At 70.6% G+C, this 19,109-nt stretch carries 21 protein-coding genes and 1 pseudogene; 4 read left to right on the forward strand and 18 right to left on the reverse strand.

Features of this window, described 5'->3' with window-relative positions; all coding sequences use genetic code 11:
- Window positions 1–90 precede the first annotated feature (90 nt).
- Window positions 91–414, reverse strand: a complete 324-nt coding sequence (locus OOK31_RS38530; RefSeq protein WP_267092113.1) for a hypothetical protein — start codon at window positions 412–414, stop codon at window positions 91–93.
- Between the two features lie 718 nt (window positions 415–1,132).
- Here OOK31_RS38530 and OOK31_RS38535 point away from each other — a divergent pair.
- Window positions 1,133–1,684 carry a hypothetical protein gene (locus OOK31_RS38535; RefSeq protein WP_267092114.1) on the forward strand — a complete coding sequence of 184 codons (552 nt, stop codon included), beginning with the start codon at window positions 1,133–1,135 and terminating at the stop codon, window positions 1,682–1,684.
- Here OOK31_RS38535 and OOK31_RS38540 read toward each other — a convergent pair.
- From OOK31_RS38540 to OOK31_RS38560, 5 genes are all read right to left on the reverse strand, one after another.
- Window positions 1,681–2,217, reverse strand: coding sequence for a DNA-binding protein (locus OOK31_RS38540; RefSeq protein ID WP_267092115.1), 537 nt, complete (start codon window positions 2,215–2,217; stop codon window positions 1,681–1,683). The two genes, OOK31_RS38535 and OOK31_RS38540, sit on opposite strands and share 4 nt — an antisense overlap.
- 411 nt (window positions 2,218–2,628) lie before the next feature.
- Window positions 2,629–2,781, reverse strand: a complete 153-nt coding sequence (locus tag OOK31_RS38545; protein WP_267092116.1) for a hypothetical protein — start codon at window positions 2,779–2,781, stop codon at window positions 2,629–2,631.
- A 134-nt stretch (window positions 2,782–2,915) separates the two neighbouring features.
- Window positions 2,916–3,467 (reverse strand): hypothetical protein, encoded by a 552-nt coding sequence (locus OOK31_RS38550; RefSeq protein ID WP_267092117.1) that lies wholly within the window; start codon window positions 3,465–3,467, stop codon window positions 2,916–2,918.
- A 74-nt stretch (window positions 3,468–3,541) separates the two neighbouring features.
- Window positions 3,542–4,030, reverse strand: coding sequence for a hypothetical protein (locus OOK31_RS38555; protein ID WP_267092118.1), 489 nt, complete (start codon window positions 4,028–4,030; stop codon window positions 3,542–3,544).
- A 75-nt stretch (window positions 4,031–4,105) separates the two neighbouring features.
- The gene (locus OOK31_RS38560; RefSeq protein ID WP_267092119.1) at window positions 4,106–4,606 is read right to left on the reverse strand and encodes a hypothetical protein; all 501 of its coding nucleotides are present in this window, start codon (window positions 4,604–4,606) and stop codon (window positions 4,106–4,108) included.
- A 1,130-nt stretch (window positions 4,607–5,736) separates the two neighbouring features.
- Between OOK31_RS38560 and OOK31_RS38565 the strand changes: the two genes are divergently transcribed.
- A complete protein-coding gene (locus tag OOK31_RS38565; RefSeq protein ID WP_267092120.1) occupies window positions 5,737–5,919 on the forward strand; it encodes a hypothetical protein in 183 nt (60 codons plus the stop codon).
- 63 nt (window positions 5,920–5,982) lie between these two features.
- On the opposite strand, the gene OOK31_RS38570 is transcribed toward OOK31_RS38565, so the two are convergent.
- The 8 genes from OOK31_RS38570 to OOK31_RS38605 form a co-directional block, all read right to left on the reverse strand.
- Complete coding sequence (locus tag OOK31_RS38570; RefSeq protein ID WP_267092121.1) at window positions 5,983–6,498, reverse strand: DUF6233 domain-containing protein; 516 nt, start codon at window positions 6,496–6,498, stop codon at window positions 5,983–5,985.
- 722 nt (window positions 6,499–7,220) lie between these two features.
- Window positions 7,221–8,156: a hydroxymethylbilane synthase gene (gene hemC / locus OOK31_RS38575; protein WP_267092122.1), complete on the reverse strand. Its 936-nt coding sequence runs from the start codon at window positions 8,154–8,156 to the stop codon at window positions 7,221–7,223.
- 18 nt (window positions 8,157–8,174) lie between these two features.
- Window positions 8,175–8,750 carry an O-methyltransferase gene (locus tag OOK31_RS38580; RefSeq protein ID WP_267092123.1) on the reverse strand — a complete coding sequence of 192 codons (576 nt, stop codon included), beginning with the start codon at window positions 8,748–8,750 and terminating at the stop codon, window positions 8,175–8,177.
- Window positions 8,743–9,759 (reverse strand): hypothetical protein, encoded by a 1,017-nt coding sequence (locus OOK31_RS38585; RefSeq protein ID WP_267092124.1) that lies wholly within the window; start codon window positions 9,757–9,759, stop codon window positions 8,743–8,745. The genes OOK31_RS38580 and OOK31_RS38585 overlap by 8 nt, the downstream gene beginning before the upstream one ends.
- 247 nt (window positions 9,760–10,006) lie before the next feature.
- Window positions 10,007–11,149: a YcaO-like family protein gene (locus OOK31_RS38590; protein WP_267092125.1), complete on the reverse strand. Its 1,143-nt coding sequence runs from the start codon at window positions 11,147–11,149 to the stop codon at window positions 10,007–10,009.
- Window positions 11,149–12,366 (reverse strand): TfuA domain-containing protein, encoded by a 1,218-nt coding sequence (locus OOK31_RS38595; RefSeq protein ID WP_267092126.1) that lies wholly within the window; start codon window positions 12,364–12,366, stop codon window positions 11,149–11,151. The genes OOK31_RS38590 and OOK31_RS38595 overlap by 1 nt, the downstream gene beginning before the upstream one ends.
- Before the next feature lie 71 nt (window positions 12,367–12,437).
- Window positions 12,438–12,929, reverse strand: a complete 492-nt coding sequence (locus OOK31_RS38600; RefSeq protein WP_267092127.1) for a hypothetical protein — start codon at window positions 12,927–12,929, stop codon at window positions 12,438–12,440.
- The gene (locus OOK31_RS38605) at window positions 12,926–13,408 is read right to left on the reverse strand and encodes a hypothetical protein (RefSeq protein WP_267092128.1); all 483 of its coding nucleotides are present in this window, start codon (window positions 13,406–13,408) and stop codon (window positions 12,926–12,928) included. The genes OOK31_RS38600 and OOK31_RS38605 overlap by 4 nt, the downstream gene beginning before the upstream one ends.
- Before the next feature lie 502 nt (window positions 13,409–13,910).
- Here OOK31_RS38605 and OOK31_RS38610 point away from each other — a divergent pair.
- Both OOK31_RS38610 and OOK31_RS38615 read left to right on the forward strand, forming a co-directional pair.
- Window positions 13,911–14,756, forward strand: coding sequence for a helix-turn-helix transcriptional regulator (locus tag OOK31_RS38610; RefSeq protein ID WP_267092129.1), 846 nt, complete (start codon window positions 13,911–13,913; stop codon window positions 14,754–14,756).
- On the forward strand, window positions 14,753–14,968 hold the full coding sequence (locus OOK31_RS38615; RefSeq protein WP_267092130.1) for a DUF397 domain-containing protein: 216 nt from the start codon (window positions 14,753–14,755) through the stop codon (window positions 14,966–14,968). Before OOK31_RS38610 ends, OOK31_RS38615 begins: the two co-directional genes overlap by 4 nt.
- Before the next feature lie 93 nt (window positions 14,969–15,061).
- Here OOK31_RS38615 and OOK31_RS38620 read toward each other — a convergent pair whose 3' ends face one another.
- From OOK31_RS38620 to OOK31_RS39500, 4 genes and pseudogenes are all read right to left on the reverse strand, one after another.
- Window positions 15,062–16,162: a hypothetical protein gene (locus OOK31_RS38620; RefSeq protein WP_267092131.1), complete on the reverse strand. Its 1,101-nt coding sequence runs from the start codon at window positions 16,160–16,162 to the stop codon at window positions 15,062–15,064.
- An 89-nt stretch (window positions 16,163–16,251) separates the two neighbouring features.
- A complete protein-coding gene (locus OOK31_RS38625) occupies window positions 16,252–17,709 on the reverse strand; it encodes a hypothetical protein (protein ID WP_267092132.1) in 1,458 nt (485 codons plus the stop codon).
- Between the two features lie 241 nt (window positions 17,710–17,950).
- Window positions 17,951–18,214 carry a hypothetical protein gene (locus OOK31_RS38630; RefSeq protein ID WP_267092133.1) on the reverse strand — a complete coding sequence of 88 codons (264 nt, stop codon included), beginning with the start codon at window positions 18,212–18,214 and terminating at the stop codon, window positions 17,951–17,953.
- A gap of 479 nt (window positions 18,215–18,693) precedes the next feature.
- Window positions 18,694–19,059 (reverse strand): annotated as a pseudogene (locus OOK31_RS39500) (ParA family protein); the annotation flags it as partial.
- Between the last annotated feature and the right edge of the window lie 50 nt (window positions 19,060–19,109).

A 19,109-nucleotide genomic window follows, 5' to 3' on the forward strand; every position in this document is an offset into this window, starting at 1 on the left:
CGTGAGGCCTTGCGATGCCGGAGATGCTCAGCCTTCGGCTCGCGCGTGGCGACGCCGGGGGCGGGCTCGGTGCCCGCCCCCGGCGTCGGCTCAGCCGGTCGGCCGCTTCCAGCCAAGGGCCTCGGCCTGTTCACTGCTGACAAGATGCGGAAGGAGGAAACCAAGGGTCTCGCCAGCCTCCTGCGGGACATCGAGCCCGGGGTGGAGATCGGCGGCGCGGAAGGCCAGCGCGTACGACAGCACTCCGGCCGCCACCATGTCCGGCCCGATGAGCTCGATCACGGCGGTGACGTCCATACCGCGCTCGGTGGCGCACGGAAGCAAGCAGTCCAGCTCAAAGGCGACCTCGGCCCGCATAGCCTCCGGTTCCGCGAGCTCCTTGCGCGCGGCCCTGATGCTGGCGCGAACGTCCATGTCTGTTCCTTTCGGTGGGTGTTGGTGGCTTGTCTGGTGGGGGCTGGGTGCCGTTCCCTGCCCTCCCTGACAAGTACTAGATTACAGCAATAGAGCCTCACGTCCAAGTTTCCGGCGTGTCGCGGGACCACAAAACCGCAGGTCAGGGACCTGCTAAAAGATCTTTCCGAGTTTCTTTTCGCGTGTACACGCGAAGTTGAGGCGGCGGCGCCTGGCCCCGGCTCGTCGGCGGCGACCTGGCCGTGCTCACGCTCCTGGCGCTCGTCATGGGTCGGCCGTCCGGCGGCCTGCGCCGTCCCACCCACGGCGCTTAGGCCCGTGGGTGCCCACGGGCGTGGGGGACGCTGATCACGACGCGCAGAGCGACCACAGCGAGACCCGCACCGACGCGGAGCGACCACACCGGCCGCCATTTGAGCGCGGCAGCTGCCAGATCCCCGCCAGCCACGGCCGGGCGGCGCGGTCGCCTCACGCGCCCGCATCCGCGACGGCGGGGGAACGCGCCTGCACCCCGTACACGCCCGGCAGACGCCCAACCTCGCCCCACCCGGGCGCCCCCCTCCCGCCGCTGCCGTCTTTTCCACGCCCCGAACCGCCGCAGACGGCAACGCCGCCGGCCACGCATGCCATGTAACAGATGCCGCCCCACAATCAACCCGCACACCGCGAATCCGCAGGGCCACGGACGGCCCGGCGCCGACTGCGGGAGACTGAGCGGATGAACGGACAGACGGGCAGTCAGGGCGAGTCACTCGCGCCGGTGACGAATGGGGACCGGGCGTTGGTCGCCTGGCTTCAGATGGATGCTGAGCTGCGTCCCGCGCGGCCGGGCTGGGCCTATGGCTCTCTGGCCGGGCTGCTGCTCGGGGCGGGCCGGCTGTTCACGGCGGCGCCGTGGCCGGGCGGCGGGCTGCCTCCCGGTGAGCCGGGGCGGTGCTTCATCGAGTCGATCATGTGGGCCACCGACAACTCCAGCGGCGAGCTCGCCTATGTGGAGGGGTGGGCCTGGGATGTGGCCTATCCCGTGGAGCACGCGTGGTGCTCGACGGCGGACGGGACGGTGCGTGACCTGACCTGGCCGCGTCCCGGGGCCTCCTACCTCGGTCTGCCGGTGGTGCCCGAGGCCGCATCCGCGCTCATGGGCCGCCACGGCGGGCCGCTCCTGCACGCCAACGGGATGCCGGGGCCGGTCGCCCTGGACTGGATGCGCGATGGCGTGCCGGCCGACCTCCTCGCCGATGTCGGCCGCCCGGTGCCGGCCGCCGTCTAGGACTCGCGGCGGGCCTCGTCGGCCTTGGCCATGAGGCGCTCGGCGGTCCGGGTGCTGACCCCGTAGCGCTCGGCAAGCTCGTCGGCGGTCACGGGCCTGGCCTGTCCGGCCTCGACGGCCTCGGCGATTGCTGCGACTTCGCGGACGCGTCGGTCCGTCGGGGCACTCCGCGGTACCAGGTCCTTGGCCCCGGCGGTGCGGCCCTTGTACTGCGTCTCACGGCCGGCGCGGGCTACGGCGGCCGCGCGGGTCCACCAGCGGCGTCCGTGGCGCTCCGTGCCCCTGTTCATCAGGCCGTTCACGGCGTCGGCCCGGACGGTGGACGCGGCGATGCCGGCGACGGCACCGGCCTCGGTGTCGGTCAGCAGGTCGTCCGGATGCGGGCCGCTCGGAAGCGTCGGCAGGGGTTCGCCGGCCAGGTGGGCGTCGACCTGGGCAGCGTCGTAGATGAGAGGCCGCGCGGAGCCGGGCAGCGGCTTCACCGCGGCGGCGAATGCCTTGTGGTGGCGGCGGCGCCACGTGCTGTCTGACACACCGGCGCGCGCGGCAACGTCGTGGATATCGAGTGTGGGGCGGCCACGGGGGATCACGGGGGAGGCTCCTGGGGTCGGCCCCCGGCGCTGGTGCGGGGGCGGGATTCGGTCTGCTGCGAGGCTACGGGGCGGGCGGGCCGGCCCTGTGGTGGACCTGGCGTACGCGCCGTCTGGGGCACGCGGCAGCGCGGCCGTGGCGGCTCGATGCCGCCTCGGCCGCTCCGCGCCGCCGGCCCGGGTGCCGGCACACGGCAGGGCGGTCTACACTGGTGCAGCTTTCCATTCCGCCTTCGGGCGGGTGTTGGTGGGAGCAATTTAGGCCGGTGGATGCCGTCACCTTCGGGTGTCCCACCGGCCTTTCCCATGTCGCGGCGACGGCCCGGGGGCTTGGCCCCCGGGCCGCTGCCCGGTCTAGAACACGCTGTCGCGGATGACCACGATCCCGTCCCGCAGCTTCCATTCGTCCACGTCCACGAGGTCGGATGGGGCGATCACGTGTTCACAGTCGGGGTTGGTGCAGGCCAGCAGGGCCGTGGGGCGCAACTGGGCATAGTTGCCGATCATGCAGTCTCCACAGCGGGGCTCAATCCACATAGCGGTTCCCTTCGGGACGGTGTTGGTGGTCGCGGTCCGGGGTGCCGTTCCCCTTTCCGGCATACGGCCCCGGGCTGATGCCCGGGGCCGTGGTTGCGGCCGCCCTAGGGGGCGGTGCGGGCCGTGCGTACGGCGTGGAGTCGGGCGGCGTGGGCCTCGTCCCAGAAATCCGTCTCGGCCTGGTCGGCCAGCTCTTCGGCCGTGCCGTCGTACCGGTCGGCGGCGGCCGCGTACAGGTCGGCGACGGCTCCGGCCAGGGCGTCCCTGTCGCGCGGGTCGGTGTCCGGCCGGGGAGCACGCGGGGCGCCGCCGGATGCGGTGAGGCCCTGCCCGCCGTTCGCGGCGTCGCTCCACTGGGCCGGGAGGTCCTGGGACCAGTGGATGGCGAATGCCCGGGTGAGCACGGTCTCAGGGCTGTGCCATCCGTCGGCCAGGTGCAGGACATCCGTCACGGCGGCGGTGATGAGCTCCTGCCACATCGAACAGGGCACGGGCGTCCACCTGCCGGTGTGCGGGCGGTGAAGGTGCGCGATGCTCCACCCTCGGCGGGCGCGGGCCGTGGGGGTGTCGTGCGGCTGGGCGTGGGCCAGGTGCTCGCGCACGATCTCGGCTCCGCGTGCGGCGCGCTCGTCGGGCGTGGGGGCAGTGGTCTCCATGTCGGTCCCTTCGGTGGGGTGTTGGTGGTGCCGGGGGCGGGTGCCGTTCCCGCCCCCGGGAATTGCAGCGGGCGCTACAGCTCGTCGTCGTCCTGACCGGGGTCCTGACCGGGGATGGTCAGGGTGAACGCCCCGCAGGTGGCGCCCTCGTCCTCGTCGCCCTGGTGCTCGCCGTGGGTGGCGTGGCAGTCCGGGCGGGTGCAGACGTAAGTGTCGGGGGTGGCGGGGTTCTCGCACTCGTTGGTGCCGCAGACGGGGCAGTGGATCGCGTCTTCGCCGCCGAAGCATCCGGCGCCGTAGGTGCAGCGGGCGCCTACGAGGGTGCCGTTGCAGCCTTCGGCGGGGCACGCGGGCTGATCCTGTACCGTCTGGCCGTCGGCCTTGTAGAGCTCCCATCCGTCCTGGTGGACGTCCACGGCCGTGAGCTGGCACCCGTGGGGCATGGTGTGCGCAACGGTGACGAACTCGCCTTGCATCGCGGTGAACGCTTCGCACGCGTCCATCTCGTCGGCGGCCTCGACCGTCACGAGTACGTCCGCAGGTGCCAGAAATGTGAACTTCATTGATCTTCCTTCTCTTCGGGGTGCTGGTGGTGGTGCCGGGGGCGGGTGCCGTTCCCGCCCCCGGCGTCTGGGGGTCTACCTGGTGAAGCGGGCGGCGCGGGCGGCCTTTGCCTGAACGAACCGCTCCTGCTCCACCTCGTCGGACCATCCGGCGAACGCCATGACAGTCAGGTGCTCGATCGGGATCTCACCCGTCTCGGCGTGCGCGAGTACGGCCGTCACCGCACCCGCGATGAGTCCCGGCTGCCCTTCCTCGCCAATCGCGCAGAGGAACGGGACCACGTTGACCGTGGCGCGGAGTTCCGACGCTGCAACGCGCATGAGTCCGACGGGGCTGATCAGGCCGTCCGCGTGGTGGAACAGGTCACTGAGCATGGGCGCGAGCGACTCCCATTCGCAGCCCGGGGGGACCTCTTCGCTCTCGTAGTAGGCCTCGGCCATGACCCGGCCGATCTCGGCCCGGTCGCCGTGGGCGAGGGTCTCTCCGGCTGCGGCGGCCCGCTCGATGAAGAGCGCGGCGAGCTGGCTGCCGTTGTCGGCCCGCTCCGCGTTGGTGCCGGTCCCAAGGTTCATCATGTCTGTTCCTTTCGGTGGTGTTGGTGGCTTGTCTGGTGGGGGCTGGGTGCCGTTCCCTGCCCTCCCTGACAAGCACTAGATTACAGCAATAGAGCCTCACGTCCAAGTTTCCGGCGTGTCGCGGGACCACAAAACCGCAGGTCAGGGACCTGCTAAAAGATCTTTCCGAGTTTCTTTTCGCGTGTACACGCGAAGTTGAGGCGGCGGCGCCTGGCCCCGGCTCGTCGGCGCCCGCCTGGCCGTGCTCACGCTCCTGGCGCTCGTCATGGTCGGCTGTCCGGCGGCCTGCGCCGTCCCACCCACGGCGCTTAGGCCCGTGGGTGCCCACGGGCGTGGGGGACGCTGATCACGACGCGCAGAGCGACCACAGCGAGACCCGCACCGACGCGGAGCGACCTCACCGGCCGCCATTTGAGCGCGGCAGCTGCCAGATCCCCGCCAGCCACGGCCGGGCGGCGCGGTCGCCTCACGCGCCCGCATCCGCGACGGCGGGGGAACGCGCCTGCACCCCGTACATGCCCGGCAGACGCCCAACCTCGCCCCACCCGGGCGCCCCCCTCCCGCCGCTGCCGTCTTTTCCACGCCCCGAACCGCCGCAGACGGCAACGCCGCCGGCCACGCATGCCATGTAACAGATGCCGCCCCACAATCAACCCGCGGGCGCCGGTCGGGCAGGCGGGATCACGGCGGACCTGCGGGATCACCCCATGGCTCCGCAGGCCACGCGCTGGACGTACCCAATGGCTACTTCCGCCCTCACGCCAGCCGGCCGCTTCTCCACAGGCAGCCCGACGAGACCCGCCCGGATCAGGACCGGACTGCTCCCCTGTGGCGTCAACACCCGGGCGCCGAACCCTATTTGTCTGGTTAGCAACGGACCGTATGATATCGTGCACTTGTTCCCCGCCGACGTCTGGGGATTTTTGGGCAGAGTTTTCCTGTGGATCTGAGGCACCGCACAAGTCCGTGTTGGAGCGACGACAGCAGGCAGCCAGCGCCTTTCGGGTGCGAGTCGGCCGCGCTCGTGTTGATCACGTCTGTTGCCGTTTGCCAACAGGGGTGGTCGGGCTCGGCTGCCGCCTCCACGGCATCGGACTGGCCACCCCGCCCGATCGGGTTAGGGGACTTGAGTGAAGAACGTTGTGATTGTGCTGCTGGTGGCTGCCCTGGTGGGTGTCGTGTGCGTCGTTGTGGCGTACCTGCTCGGGGCTGGGCCTCTTGCCGCCTTGGGCGTTGGTGGTACCGCGTTTGTCGCTGTGACCACGGTCGAGATGATGGTGTTGGACTACCTCGCCACGGCCCCGGTTTCGTAGGGTTAACGGGGCGCCTGGCGGCCCCGCACGAGGGCTGCGGGCCGCCGACCGACCGGGGGGGTGCTACAGCCTGGTGAGGACTTCGGCGGCGGCGCACTGCTGGCAGGCCCGGGCTCGCGGGCGGGCGAGCGCGGTCAGTGCCTCGTCGAGGTCGAGTTCGGGGCTGCCGGGTGGGGCGAGTGCGCATCCGTATTCGTGGACGACGGTTCCGGTGGCGGGGCTGCCGGGGCCGGCGGCCCGGGTGTGCTCGACGGTCCATGCCCACGACATGTCTACGCCCGGCGGTGGCGGGGCGAGGTAGGGGTGGGACGGGCGGGGCGGCGGCCGCTCTTCCACGGGGACGGTGCTGTAGTCCGCGCCTTCCACGGGGCGTACGTAGTCGTCGTCTTCGTCGGCGGGGACCCACACGGTGTACTCGACGGGCTCGACGTCTCGTTCGGGGGTAACGGACCAGACGGGCAGGCCTACGCGGTAGCGCCATCCGCTGGGGGTCCAGCGTCTGGCATGAAGCCGGGCCCGGACGGTCTGACCGTCTGGCAGGGTGAGCCATACGGGCGGCGGGCTGGCGGGCTCGTTCATACAGGTCAGGCAGGGTTTTGTGTCTGTAGGGCCTCTCTGCATGCAGCGCAGAGAGGGTTCCCTCCTAGCCCGTAGCGGCAAGTCTGGGTGCGGCATTTCACGCACGGACCGGCCTGGCTCGGCGTCCAGCTGGCCAGGGCGGGGCGGGGCGGGGGTGTGCTCATGGGTGTCCTTCCGGGGCTACAGGGGCACCCTAGTGAACCGTTTCAGCCATGAGGCATTCCCGTGCCTGTGCGGTCTGCGCCGCCGGGGTCGCATGTTCGGGGGACTGATGGGGATCCGCGATTTTCCCCACGCACGCTCGCGTTCCCCACTTGGTTGCGCACTCAACTGAGGGCCGGGGCCGCCCGCTCGTGGAGTGTGCGGGCCGTGCCGAGTGGTCAAGGGCGCCTACGGCGGCGCTGCGCGCTGAGCTCCGCTCACCCTGGACAACTCGCCCCGCCCCTGGACCTTGCTGGCTATCGGGCGGCCCCTCCGCCGTGGCAACTCGTCGCAGGCCGGCGCGGCAGGGGTGGGGAACCGGGGTGAGCAGGTCTGTCCCACACCTGAGCAGGGGGTGGGGAATTTCAACGAGCCCTATCAGGACTCGGGTGCCCTGCCCGTTCGCTGGGGCTCCGGCCCGCGTTAGCTGTACGGCATGACGAATCCGATGGCACGTCGTACCACCGTACGGGGTGGGCGCCGTGTGCCGGGAGTCCTCCCGGCACAGCTCTTGGCGGCGGTCAGTGCGGGATGCCGTCGATAAGGTCGCGGGCCCCCTGCCGGAGGAGTGCGACCGCCACAGAGGTGCCGAGGGTGGCAGGGTCCAGTGGGCCCGCCCACTCGTGCGCCCGCAGGACGCGCTTCCCGTCGGGCGTGAACACCTTCGCGTACATGCTGAGCCCGCCGTCCGCTTCGGTGGAGGCGTACCCGGCAATCGGCGAGTTGCAGTGCCCTTGGAGGACGTGAAGGAACATTCGCTCGGCGGTGGCCTCGCGGTGGGTGGCCGGGTCGCCGAGCGCGCTCACCGTCTCGATCAGGCCTGTGTCGCCCTCGCGGCATTGCAGGGCCAGGATGCCCGCGCCGATGGGCGGGCACATCGTCTCGACGGGAAGGATTTCGGTGATCGCGTCCATGCGGCCGATCCGGTCCAGCCCTGAGACGGCCAGCAACAGGGCGTCCGCCTCGCCTGCGGCGAGCTTGTCGAGCCGGCGGTTCGCGTTGCCCCTGATCGGGACGCATTCGAGCTGTGGGTGAGAGGCGGCGAGCTGGGCGATACGCCGTACCGAGGAGGTGCCGATGCGAGTTCCGGCCGGAAGGTCGGCCAGGGTGAGCCCACCGGGGTGTACGAGGGCGTCCCTGATGTCGTCGCGCCTGAGGAAGGCCGCGAAGGTTGTTCCGGCCGGCAGGGGCCGGTCCGCGGGGACGTCCTTCACGCAGTGCACGGCCAGGTCTGCGGTCCCGTCCAGTAGGGCGGCGTCGACTTCCTTGGTGAAGGCGCCCTTTCCCTCGACGGCGGCCAGGTCGCCCATCCACCGGTCCCCGGTGGTCTTCACGGGGATGACTTCGGTGGTGATGTGCGGGTAGAGCGCGGCCAGCTCGCTGCGGACGCGCTCTACCTGGGCCAGTGCCATCGGGGAGTCGCGGGAGACGATACGGATCAGGTCAGAGGCGGACATGCCGCCCACGATAGACCCTCAGATCCGGACTCCGACGACCAGCCCCGACGCCCATCTCATCGGCGTGGAAAGGAAGTTGGGGACCTCGGGCAGTTGTTCGAGGAAGGTGTTCACGCGCGGCTGATGGTCGTCGGGCCAGGTGGCTTGGGGCATGAGGTCGTCCACGATGTAGATCCCCCCGGGCGCCATCAGGTCCAGGAGCTCGCCCATGCGGCGGAACTTGCCCGGCCGGCAGTCCACGTAGACGAGATCGAGGAGCGGGCCCCTGTAGGTGTCGAGCCAGGTGTCTGCGGTCGAGCTGCTGAACTTCACTCGCGGGTCTTCGCCCAGGTACTGGATGGCAACCATCTGGCGCTCGGGGTCCATCTCGACGCTGGTCAGGCGGGCGGTGGCGGTCATACCGTGCAGCAGCCAGGCCGCTCCGGCTCCCACTCCAGTCCCCACTTCGGCCATATGTCCGCCGGGCTTGCTGGCCGCGAGTGTGGCCAGGAGGGCCCCGGTGCGGTCCTCGCACGACATCTCGAAGCCCTGCGCGGCGGCGTCGGCCAGGATGGCGTCCAGCCTTGCCGGACGGGTCCAGGGGGTGTCATCCACGGTGGCCCCCCAGGTAGGTGGCGACCGGCTCGGCTGCGAAGGTCAGGACGGTGTCGGCGCCCGCCCGCTTGAGCATGGCCAGGTACTCGGCCATGCCCTCGATGCCGAGGGTCTGGAGTGCGGCCCACTCCCCGGAGGTCGAGTAGGCGACGATCGGCGCGTCCGTGATGTCCCGCAGACGTACGAGCACGTCTGTGGCCGTCATGACGGGCTGGAGGGTCAGGGAGTCGGCGCCCTCGATCATCCATGCGCGGGCCTGCACGAGGGTGTCACGCTCGGCCCGGCCGGGCTCCAGCTGGAGCCCTCGGCGGTCGCCCCGGGCAGGTTCGGTGTCCATGAGCTGCTTGAACGGGCCGTAGAGCCCGGTACGGATCGCGAGGTTGGGGTTCACCCCGACGTCGGGGTGTCCCTTGCGGTCCAGGACGCTGCGGACGGTGCGGACGGACCCGGCGAGCATCGCGGTGGGTGAAACGGCGTCGGCGCCGGCCTCGGCGTGCTGGGTGGCCATGCCGCGCATGAGCGCGTAGGTGCCCTCCGCGTCGATGGCTCCGGTGTCGGTCCGGAGCACGCATTCGCCGGTGCTGGTCCAGGAACAGCCGCACACCTCTGTGGTCACGGCCACCGTGTTGGCGGTGACGCCCTTGACGGCCTGGATCGCGCGGACCATCAGGTTGCCGGGGGTCAGGGCTCCGGTGCCGTACGGGTCCCGGTCGTGGCCGTGCGCGAAGAGCTTCACGCCCCGGATACCCATGCCTGCCCACCGTGTGACGGTGGCCGGGACTTCGGTCAGGGCCACGGCGCCGGGCAGGGTGCCGGCGCCGGGGTGGCCGTCGGGCAGGACCAGGAGGGGGGCGCTCAGGTCCGCCGGGGTCAGCGGCGGACCTGCGTACAGGCGGCGTACGGACTCCCGGGCCCTGGACGGGTCGATGCCGTCCGGGCCCGCCGGCCGTAAGGCCTGCTGTCCCGGGATGGCGTGTACACGCGAATCTGCTGGTGACTGTTCAGTCACTGGATCTCCTCATCGTGGGTGCCTGGCCGGGAGGGCCGTGCCTCCCGGTGGGTGGCCGACGAATTTCGACGGCCACCCACCTGGCGGCGCGGAGCCGGGGCTACGCGAGCGGAACCGTGGCATGCAGAGCGGCGGCGTACGGGGAAGGGGGTATCACCGCCACTCACCCGGACTCCCCCTGAAGCCTCAGGCGGCCCGGGGCATGGGGGCAGGGGTCGCACCGCTCACAGCGACTCGGGAGTACCTGTCATCGGGGGATCGCCCTCCTGGTCAGGGAGCGGGCGCCGGGGCAGATGACCTTGACGGCGCTGATCTGCTCGTCGGGCTGGGTCAGGTCCACGCACAGAGGCTCGTAGCCGGTGACGGCCTCGATGCGGCGGGCCACGGTGCGGGCGTGGTCGGCGAATCTGCCGTGCCAGGGCGGCGCGTCGGCAGTCAGCTGGCCCCAGGGCGTCAGTGTGGCGGAGTGTGCGGGCAGGGGGCTTGGTGCGGGGCGGCTGAACAGGTCGTCGGCGGGCAGGTCGTCGCGGGTGCCTGCGATGCGGGTCAGGCGGCTCTGGGCGGCCTCGGTGATGGCCCGGGACAGTGCGATGTCGGGGTCGGTGTGGCATCCGCCTCCAGCTGCCCATACCGGGTAGTCCTCCGACCACAGGTAGGCCGTGCACACGGGGATGGCGTAGGCGTTCTCGACGTGCACGAGCTCCAGGGCGGCCCCGGCCATGGCGAGCCGGCCGATCAGGCCTGCGCAGTAGGGGTCTTCGACGGTGAGTGGGTCGATGAGGGTGCGGTGGCTGCCGCCGCTGAGGTCGTCGGCGTGCAGGGCGTCCCGCTCGATGACCTCGAACATGCCGTGCAACGCGGCTTCCTCCGGGCTGTTGCCGGCGGCGAGTCCGGTACTGGTGGTGCGGAGGATGTCCGGCTGCCAGGTGTCGCGCTGGGCGGTGCGGCGGATCATGTCGCTCGGCACGAGGGTTCCCGTGCCCCGGATCAGGCCGGTGGCGGTCGTCCACTCCAGCCGGACCCGCTCCAGCCCGGGGGCGTCGGCCTTGAGCGGCAGCGCCGAGAAGGGGTAAGCCGGGGCGATCTCCCGGTAGGACCCGAAATCGTGGGTGGAGAGCGGCTGCTCGGTGTGCCACAGCTCGATCGCCTCCATGACGGCGGACACCTGGGCCAGGAGATCTGTGGCTCCCGTGCCCTGGGTCACGGTCAGTGTCTGGGAGGCGGGACGGATCGCCGTGTGGACGGGGAGCCGGAGGGAGTCCAGTCCGGTGAGGCGTGCGACGCGGCTGATGCCGTAGCGGGGCTGAAGCTCGGGGGCCAGGGCCTGCCAGGTCTGCTCAGGGGCCCGGGAGCGGATGGTGCCGTCGAGCTGGATGCGGTCGCTGAGCATCACGAGGTCCTCTCGGGTGCGTCCGCCAGGAAGCCGAGCACAAAGCGCTTCTGGTGGTCGATGGTGTCCTGCGCGCTGTGGAATCCGCGGGCGGCCGCCGCAGTCTCGATGCCGGCCGCGTCGGTCCGCCACAACTTCGCCAGGGCCCTGAGGGCGACGGCGTCGTCGGTGGCCTCGGGAATGGATTCGCGCACCTGGTCCGAGGCGTAGCGGGCCACCGCGTCGCGGTCGGCGGCCGTCTCGCGGACCAGGAGTCGGGCCATGGTGTCCGGGTCGCGCAGGTCGGGCACGGGCCGGAACACGAGATGCGGGGCCGGGGCGGGGTCGGTGCTGTCGTCCAGCACGTAGGCCAGGCGCCGACTGACCTCGACCGGATCGGGCTGCCGGGCCAGGTGCTCCAGCCACTGGCTCCACACCTGCGGAAACAGGGGGTCGAAAATCTGCTGGTAGGCCAGGCGTGCGCTGGTGGGGAGCGTCTGGCCGTCGACCTTTTCGGTGGCCAGGCGGTTGGTCCATGCGCGGGTGTAGTCGGTGGATGGCGGAACGGGAAGGCTGCCGCGAGGGCGCGGGGGGAAAAGCGACCGGGCGAGGGCCAGGGCGCCGAAGGCGTCCCTCCGCTTCAGGTCGCCCCAGTGCGGGTCATGGGTGCGCTGCGCCCGTACCCAGGCGAGCAGTTCGGCGCCGGCGATTCGCAGACTCAGGGAGCGAATGGCGGACTTGGTGCGCTGCTGGTAGGGGACTTCGGCGAGCGCGGACAGCAACAAGGTCGCGGACCGGGTGCTGAGGACGCGCTCACGCTCGGCGATCCGCAGAATGTGACGCAGGCTCACGAGGGGCCACGTCTGGGCCCGCCGGTCGCCGTCGGGCGCTTGCCATACGGCCACTTCGTCGTCGCCGGTCAGCTCACCGCGCGCGTACGCCTTGTAGATCCGGCCCGAGCCGATCACGCCGTGATCGTGCAGCTCGGCGGCCCTGAGGGCTCCGATGCCGGCGGCGCCGATGACGCGGACCCCGCGCGAGATCGCGGCCAGGATCTCTTTGTGCCGCAGGGCGGGGGCCTGGTGGTCGACGCCGTCGAGGAGAACGACGGTATGGCCGCTCTGGATCGCCGGGTCTTCGAGGTCGCCGTGCCGGGCGGGCGGGAGGCTGCGGATCGCCCACCCTCTGAGCGGAGGGTCTTTGGGCGGCAGGGTGGGGCCTACGTAGACGTGGATCACGGGTGCCTCCGGGTAAGGGGGACGGCGGCAAGGGGGCGCGGGGCGAGACGCCCGCGCCCCCTTGCCTTGCCTCAGGTCAGCGAGAGCCGGGCGGCGGCGTACATGCAGGGCCCGGCTGCGAGATCGCTGGTGCCCCAGGAGTCGGCGAGTTTGCGTACGCCGGTGTCGTCGCCGGGGTCGCTCGGGCCGTCGGCGCGGCTGTGGCGGGCGAGCACGCTGACGGTGGCGGTGTCGCCGGTCCACCGTGCGGTCACGATGTAGCGGGGGGCGGGCAGTACGCGCATGGCGTGGGTGGTGAGGTGCCTGGTGAGCTGGCCCAGGGCCTCGGCCTCTTCGGGGCGGACTCCCCAAATCCCGTACGCCAGGCCTGCGGTGAAAGCCGCCCGGTGCGGGGTGGCCTCGTCGTACCCGGGGTATTCCCAGGTCTGGTGGCGGCCTTCGGCCTCGCGGCGGGCCGTGGATCTCTGCGCGAGGGTCAGGCCCTGGGCGGGCACGGGGTAGAGCTGGGGCCGGACCGTGATGCCGGACAGCTCCGGGGCGGTCGTGGTGGTCTCGGTGCTCACGGGTGTACCTCCGCGGTTCGTAGCAGGGCAGCCCTCAGCCGGTCGGCGTCCACGAGGGGGTCGTGCAGGGTGGCTTCCTGGACCCATGTCCCGGCGCTCTGCTGCCGTCGGCGGCCCGGCTGGGAGGCGACCAGCCAGCAGGACTCACCGAGGGGGGTGGTGCCGGGCACGTCCCACGAGCTGGCGGCGCCGACCGGGACGAAGAGGTAGCAGAGGTCGAGCTTCATGTCCGCGAGAATCGCGGCGTGGTCCAACAGTTGGGGGTCCTGCTGGTCCTGGGCGACGGCCTGCATGGCCGTGTAGGACATGGCCACCGCGTCCCAGGAACGTCCGGCCGGCAGGAGGGCGACGGCTAGCCCCGCCTCCCACTCCCTCCAGACCTCGGGCGGGCGGGCGTGGCAGCTGGCGGCCCAGTGGGCCGCGATGTTCGCGGGTTCGGGGACCATCACGGCCGCCAGTTGGCTGGGCAGGCCGGGCACACCTTGACCGGCCAGCCGAGCCGTCCGGCGCCTTCGGAAGCGGTGTACGCGTACCCGGCGGGCCGAAGCCCGTCCCTGGAGCCGCAGCGGGCGCATGCCTCACCGCGTAAGCGGGAGGTCTGCGCGTGGGTGACCTTGAGTGGGTCCAGGACCATGCTGCGAATGTCTGCTCGTGATGACGGTGTACCTGCGGCGCCTGTTGGCATCGGCTCGATCCCTGTCGTCCGCGCTCGTGGGAGGCCACACACCCGGCCGAGTTGATCACTGAAAGCGCACGCCTCGGCACCGCGTGTAGCCATGGAATACACTGCCATTGAATTTCAATGAGCGGTACCCAAACGACTGAACTCCCCCCCGACCGGGTGAGGCCCCATGAGGGGATTACGAGGTGTCGACTCCCGCGTACGCTCTCCCCGTTGACGGCTCCGCCGCGCGGCCTCGCGGCGGGCACCTACGAGGGGGCGACGTGACCGAACGAGGGACCACGGGGGCGGCGAGCCGCATGCTGATCGCCCGCGGCCTCCAAGCCCTCCTCACGCGGTCCGGACGGAAGCAGAACGAGGTAGCGAAGCTCGCGGGAGTGTCCGTAGGCACCGTCAACCGATACCTGGGCTGGCAGGATCGGGCACGGCTCCGCGTGCCGACAATGCGGGCAATCGCGGAGGCCTGCGGCGCGACAGCAAGCGAGCGGGCCGGCCTGGTGAGGCTCGTCACGGACCAGGAGTCCGGCTGGTGGATGGATCACCCCGCGGTGCCTGAAATCCTGGACCCCTTGGTCTCGTTTGAGGCGTACGCCCAGTACGAAAACGTATGGGCGAACTCGCTCTTCCCGGGCCTCCTCCAGACGCGTCGATACGCCCTGGCGCTCCATCGGGCCAGTGACGTGCGCCTCGACTCCGACACGATCGCGAGTCGGGTGGACGCTCGCATGAGGCGACAGGCAGAGGTATTGGACCGCGCTCCGGCCCTTCACCTCTGGGTAGTCCTCGATCAGGCGGTCTTTCGCCGGTCCGTGGGTGATCCGGATGTGATGGTCGAGCAAATCGACCACCTGTGCACGATGGCCGAGCGGCCCAACGTGGATATCCAGGTTCTGCCGGCCTCGATCGGAGCCCACGCGGCGGGCAGCGGCGGGCATTTCGTTGTCCTCGGCAGGGATGACGAGAGCAACCCCATGGCTTCCATGTCAGTGGTGTACCTCGAACTCCACCGGAAGGGGCTCTATCTCGACGCCCCCTCCGACATCGCCGATTACAAGATCATGTTTGACTACCTCCACCGTGATGCGGCGGACCCCGCACACAGCATCGCCCTGATGCAACAGGCACGACAGGAGCACATCCGATGACCCCCCAGAGCCCCCCTACCGCCGCTGAGCTCGCGGCCGCCCCGTGGAGGACCAGCAGCTACAGCGCCGCCAACAACGAGTGCGTCGAAGTCGCCCCCGTGGGCGTGTGGGTAGGCCTTCGAGACTCCAAGCAACCCCACGGCGACGTGGTGGCCGTGCCGGTAGACGCCTTCGCCGCGGTGGTCGACGCGCTTCGGAACGGGACGCTCTGAGTCACTGAACGCTGACGCGAGGGAGGGCCGCACCCCTGTCATGGGGTGCGGCCCTCCCTCGTTTTAGCGTGTGCACGCCAATCAATGGTGCAGCTACTTCCGTCCGCCCCGCTGCTTCTTGAGCGGCTGGCGCCTCGGCCTGCTGCCGATCTGGACCGGCTCCGCCTGTGCCGACTTCGCCCCGGCCTGTGCCGACTCCACCCGGGTCTGTGCCGACTGCTCGACCTCGGCGAGCCGACCGCGCAGCTCCTCCGCCTCCGCCCGTGCCGACTTCGCCCCGGCCTCGGCACGCTGCTGGGCCTGGCGTGCCTCGTCCACCTCTTGGTGTGCCTCGGTGAGCTGCCCCCGCAGTTCGCGGGCCGTGGTGTGTGCCTCCTCCACGGTGTGCTGTGCCTGCTCGGCGAGCTGCACCGCAACGGCACGGGCACCCTCAGCCTGCCCCCGTGCCAACTCCGATGCCTCCACCCGGGCCTCGGCACGCTGCTGGGCCTGGTGTGCCTCGGCGAGCTCTCGGCGCACCTCGGCAAGCTGCCCGCGCAGGATGCCGGCCGTGGTGTGTGCCTCCTCGGCGGTGTGCTGTGCCTGCTCGGCGAGCTGCACCGCAACGGCACGGGCACCCTCAGCCTGCCCCCGTGCCAACTCCGATGCCTCCACCCGGGCCTCGGCACGCTGCTGGGCCTGGTGTGCCTCGGCGAGCTCTCGGCGCACCTCGGCAAGCTGCCCGCGCAGGATGCCGGCCGTGGTGTGTGCCTCCTCGGCGGTGTGCTGTGCCTGCTCGGCGAGCTGCACCGCAACGGCACGGGCACCCTCAGCCTGCCCCCGTGCCAGTACCTCGGCCTGGTGTGCCGTCGTCTCCTCGGCAAGCTGCTGCCGCTGTGCCGTGAGTTGCTCGCGGGCCGCGTCGGCGGCCGCGCGGGCGTGTTCGGCTTCGCTCTGTGCCGCCTCGGCCGCCGCCTCGGCTCGTTGTGCCTCCGTCCGTGCCTGGGCGGCGTCCCGGTGGGCCTGTCCTGCTTCCTGGCGTGCCGTGTGGATGGCGGTGGTGGCTTCGATGGCCAGGCGCACGCGGCCGCTGGCGGCGTCCAGCCGCTCGCCCACCTCGGCCGCGCGCGGGCCGGGCACGCTGGCGAGTGCTCGCGAGGTGGCCGGTCCGCGGGTGCCTTGTGCCACCAGCTCGGTATCTGTCCTCTTGCTCATGAGTCCCCCTGGGGTCCGGTCCGGCACACGTGTGCCGACGGCGTGCCGGGGGCGCGACTGGTCGGCCACGCCCCCTGTGGTCGGCTGGATCACGCGTCGACCATTTCGCGGTCTTCGGCCTCGGCTCCGCTCTCGTCTGCCTGGCCCCGCAACAGGCCGATGTAGCGGTTGGCCGGTCCCCGGTCGTACGTGATGCCGGCCTCCTGGAGCTCCGCCCGCAACTCCTCCACGATCGCGTTGGTGGGCCTACTGTCGTCCTCCGTGATGCGGTGGAGGTACAGCGCCTCGATGGCGGCCCGCTTCGTCGGGTAGCTCCTCAGGTCCCTCAAGGGGGGCCGCTCTGTCTGCTGCGGCTTGTCCTCGTCGGTGTCCTGCGGCACCCGTGCCGTGATGATGCCCGGTGTGCCACCGTGTGCCGCCGCTGCGGTAGCCGGCTCGCTGGGGGGCTCCTCGCCACTGTCGATGCAGTCGGCTTCCTCCTCGTCGGCCGGGTCGATGTCGAGCGGGGGCACGGCCTCGGCACGCGGCGCGGGCAGCGCTGTGCCACCGTGTGCCACCAGGGTTGTGCCAGGTGTACCGATGTGTGCCAGTAGTGCCGCCTCGGCCTCGTCGGCCAGGTTCTCGATGTGCCCGGCGTGCTCCTCCAGGTCCTCCAGGCCACGCGCGCGCCGTCGGGCCGCGCTCGGCTGGGCCCACGGGGATTCGTCTTCTCCAACGTGCAGGGCCGTCGCGAACTGGCGGTGTGCCACCAGCTGACGGTAGAGATCGCGCTTTGCATCGTCCGTGCCAACGCCGGCTCGGGCTTGCCACACGCCCATGCGGCGTGCGATCCGCCGTCCCCGCCGCTTCGTCTTGCTGTCGCCGAGACGCTCGTAGCGGTCGGCCAGGTCGACGGCCTTGAACATGGCGCGTTCCTGGGCGATCTCCTGTGCCGAGAGGGCGCGGTGGGCGAGTCCCATGCGGGCCATGAGGCGCTCGCGCAGCTCTCGAATGATCTGGGCCCCGGCCGTCTGCGACTCGTCGCCGGTGCGGTGCCGCAGCTCCAGCCCGAGGGCGGAGTGAGCGGCCAGCGCGCTGCCGAAAGAACCGACGATGATCCGTACGAGCGTGCCGGGCCCAAGGCCTCCGCCTTCGGCCCATGCGGGGACGGCAGACAGACCAGCGAAGATCCACACCGCTGACCCGTACCACCCCGGGCTGTGGTCGCCCTCGGGGCGGGCCATGCGCTCGCGGGCGCCCAGCACACACATGGCGATCAAGCTTTCAAAGGCGGCACAAGCCAAGATCCTCTCGGGCATGCTCGTCATGCCCAATCCTCTGACCGTGTCCCCGGTGAACCGGAAACCGGTGTTCAGGGACACTGAGGTGCAGATGACGAACGCCAGGATGGCGGCGACGGTGCCGGCGCTCAGCTTGCGGCGGTCTCCATCCCGCGCCTTCCAAAGCCGCATGCCGATGGCTCCGGCTGCCAGGGCCAGGGCCGTGGCGCCGAGGATCATCACGATGGGGTGGGCGCTGGTCCACTCGGTGAGCGGGCGGAGGGTCATCGTGCGGACTCCGTCCGCGCGCTTCCGGCCAGGCTGGCCGGTGTGGTCATCGACTGACGCCGGCGGGCCTTAACGTGGTGCTGGTACATGGGGACCTGTTCCTCATTTCTGTGGGCCCTGGGGACGCGCTTCGTGGTAGTCGGGCGTCCTCAGGGCTTTCTTTGCTCGCGCGGCGAGATGCCTGGCGTAGGTGTTAGATGTGTTACAGGTGCCAGGTACACCCCTCTGGCAGAGGTGTTGTCTACCGAGCCGGCGGACGCCCGGTCCGGATCTTCTTCCTGGGTCGCTGGGCGAACGGCTCACCCTCGTTGAACTTCCGTTCCAGTCTCGTCAGCTTCTCCCTGATGGCGTCTTCGATCAGGTCTGAGAGGGACTGGTAACCGCCCTCATAGGGGGTTGTGGCTACCACAGCATTCCGGGCGGCCTCGGCGACCTCGGTGGTGATGTAGGGCTGCAACTTCTCCTTGCCTGCGACCTGCCCCCGGGGAACCCGTTCCGCCTTCACAGACGGCTTCTCCGGTGGTGCGCTGGTCCGACTGCTGGACTCCGGAACGTCCTGATCGCTAGGACCTTCGGTGTCGCCGAGATTTACCCGGGCCACTGCTACGCTCCCGCCCGGCTCGACGCACTCACCATGTACTCCAGCGCGACACCCGCAAAATCCCCCTTGGCAAGAGCGAAGCGAGGCCCGGCGTTGGCACGGGTGAACTGGGTGACCGTCAGCCCGAGTGCGGGCGCGTCCTTGTGTGCGTCATACGTCCGGACATAGGACCGAAAGTAGTTGAATCCCTGGCGGTCAGCCCAGGCCTTCATCGCCGCCACGTCCTTCAGGTCGTCCGAGCCGGGCACCTTGGGGCTGCGGGGGTCGGTCCGGCTCAGCAACAGGCGGGCAGGGCGTTCCGTGGGCAGGATGTACCGGGTCATGAACGCCAGCGTGGGATCCTGGGAGAGGTAGGCGGCCTCAAGCGGGATGATGAACTCATCGGCCAACTTCTCGATGATCCAGCCCTGCAGCTCCTCGTTCTCCAGCGAGCCCGGGGTGTCGATCAGGACGTCCTGGTAGCCCGCGCCCCGAAGACGGTTCAGCTTGTCGGGCTCCACCTCGTACGTGTAATCGAAGGGAAGATCGACACCTCGCGCAATGGCTTGGCGGGCCCATGCCGAACTCGCGCTCTTCTGCGGGTCGGAGTCAACCACCAGTACGCGGCGGCCGTGCTGGGCGAGGGTCGCCCCCAGGTTGATGGTGGTCGTCGTCTTCCCCACTCCACCCTTCTGGTTGCAGACGGCCACGATCCGGGCTTCCGTCTTGTGCTGCTGTCGTTCCTGCCTAGGCACCTGCGTGTCCGTCAATTCCTCTTTGGGCTCGATTGACTGTTCCACCTGTGCCACCTCCTCCGACT

This window comes from Streptomyces sp. NBC_00249 (assembly GCF_026342355.1).
In the GTDB taxonomy this organism is placed as follows: Bacteria; Actinomycetota; Actinomycetes; order Streptomycetales; family Streptomycetaceae; genus Streptomyces.

What these genes read in the sequence shown, in the direction of transcription:
- OOK31_RS38530 (WP_267092113.1), bottom strand. Translation starts at nt 414, where the DNA reads ATGGACGTTCGCGCCAGCATCAGGGCCGCGCGCAAGGAGCTCGCGGAA.
- hemC (WP_267092122.1), bottom strand. Translation starts at nt 8,156, where the DNA reads ATGTCCGCCTCTGACCTGATCCGTATCGTCTCCCGCGACTCCCCGATG.
- OOK31_RS38545 (WP_267092116.1), bottom strand. Translation starts at nt 2,781, where the DNA reads ATGATCGGCAACTATGCCCAGTTGCGCCCCACGGCCCTGCTGGCCTGC.
- OOK31_RS38610 (WP_267092129.1), top strand. Translation starts at nt 13,911, where the DNA reads ATGCTGATCGCCCGCGGCCTCCAAGCCCTCCTCACGCGGTCCGGACGG.
- OOK31_RS38535 (WP_267092114.1), top strand. Translation starts at nt 1,133, where the DNA reads ATGAACGGACAGACGGGCAGTCAGGGCGAGTCACTCGCGCCGGTGACG.
- OOK31_RS38550 (WP_267092117.1), bottom strand. Translation starts at nt 3,467, where the DNA reads ATGGAGACCACTGCCCCCACGCCCGACGAGCGCGCCGCACGCGGAGCC.
- OOK31_RS38590 (WP_267092125.1), bottom strand. Translation starts at nt 11,149, where the DNA reads ATGCTCAGCGACCGCATCCAGCTCGACGGCACCATCCGCTCCCGGGCC.
- OOK31_RS38570 (WP_267092121.1), bottom strand. Translation starts at nt 6,498, where the DNA reads ATGAACGAGCCCGCCAGCCCGCCGCCCGTATGGCTCACCCTGCCAGAC.
- OOK31_RS38555 (WP_267092118.1), bottom strand. Translation starts at nt 4,030, where the DNA reads ATGAAGTTCACATTTCTGGCACCTGCGGACGTACTCGTGACGGTCGAG.
- OOK31_RS38560 (WP_267092119.1), bottom strand. Translation starts at nt 4,606, where the DNA reads ATGATGAACCTTGGGACCGGCACCAACGCGGAGCGGGCCGACAACGGC.
- OOK31_RS38615 (WP_267092130.1), top strand. Translation starts at nt 14,753, where the DNA reads ATGACCCCCCAGAGCCCCCCTACCGCCGCTGAGCTCGCGGCCGCCCCG.
- OOK31_RS38620 (WP_267092131.1), bottom strand. Translation starts at nt 16,162, where the DNA reads ATGAGCAAGAGGACAGATACCGAGCTGGTGGCACAAGGCACCCGCGGA.
- OOK31_RS38625 (WP_267092132.1), bottom strand. Translation starts at nt 17,709, where the DNA reads ATGACCCTCCGCCCGCTCACCGAGTGGACCAGCGCCCACCCCATCGTG.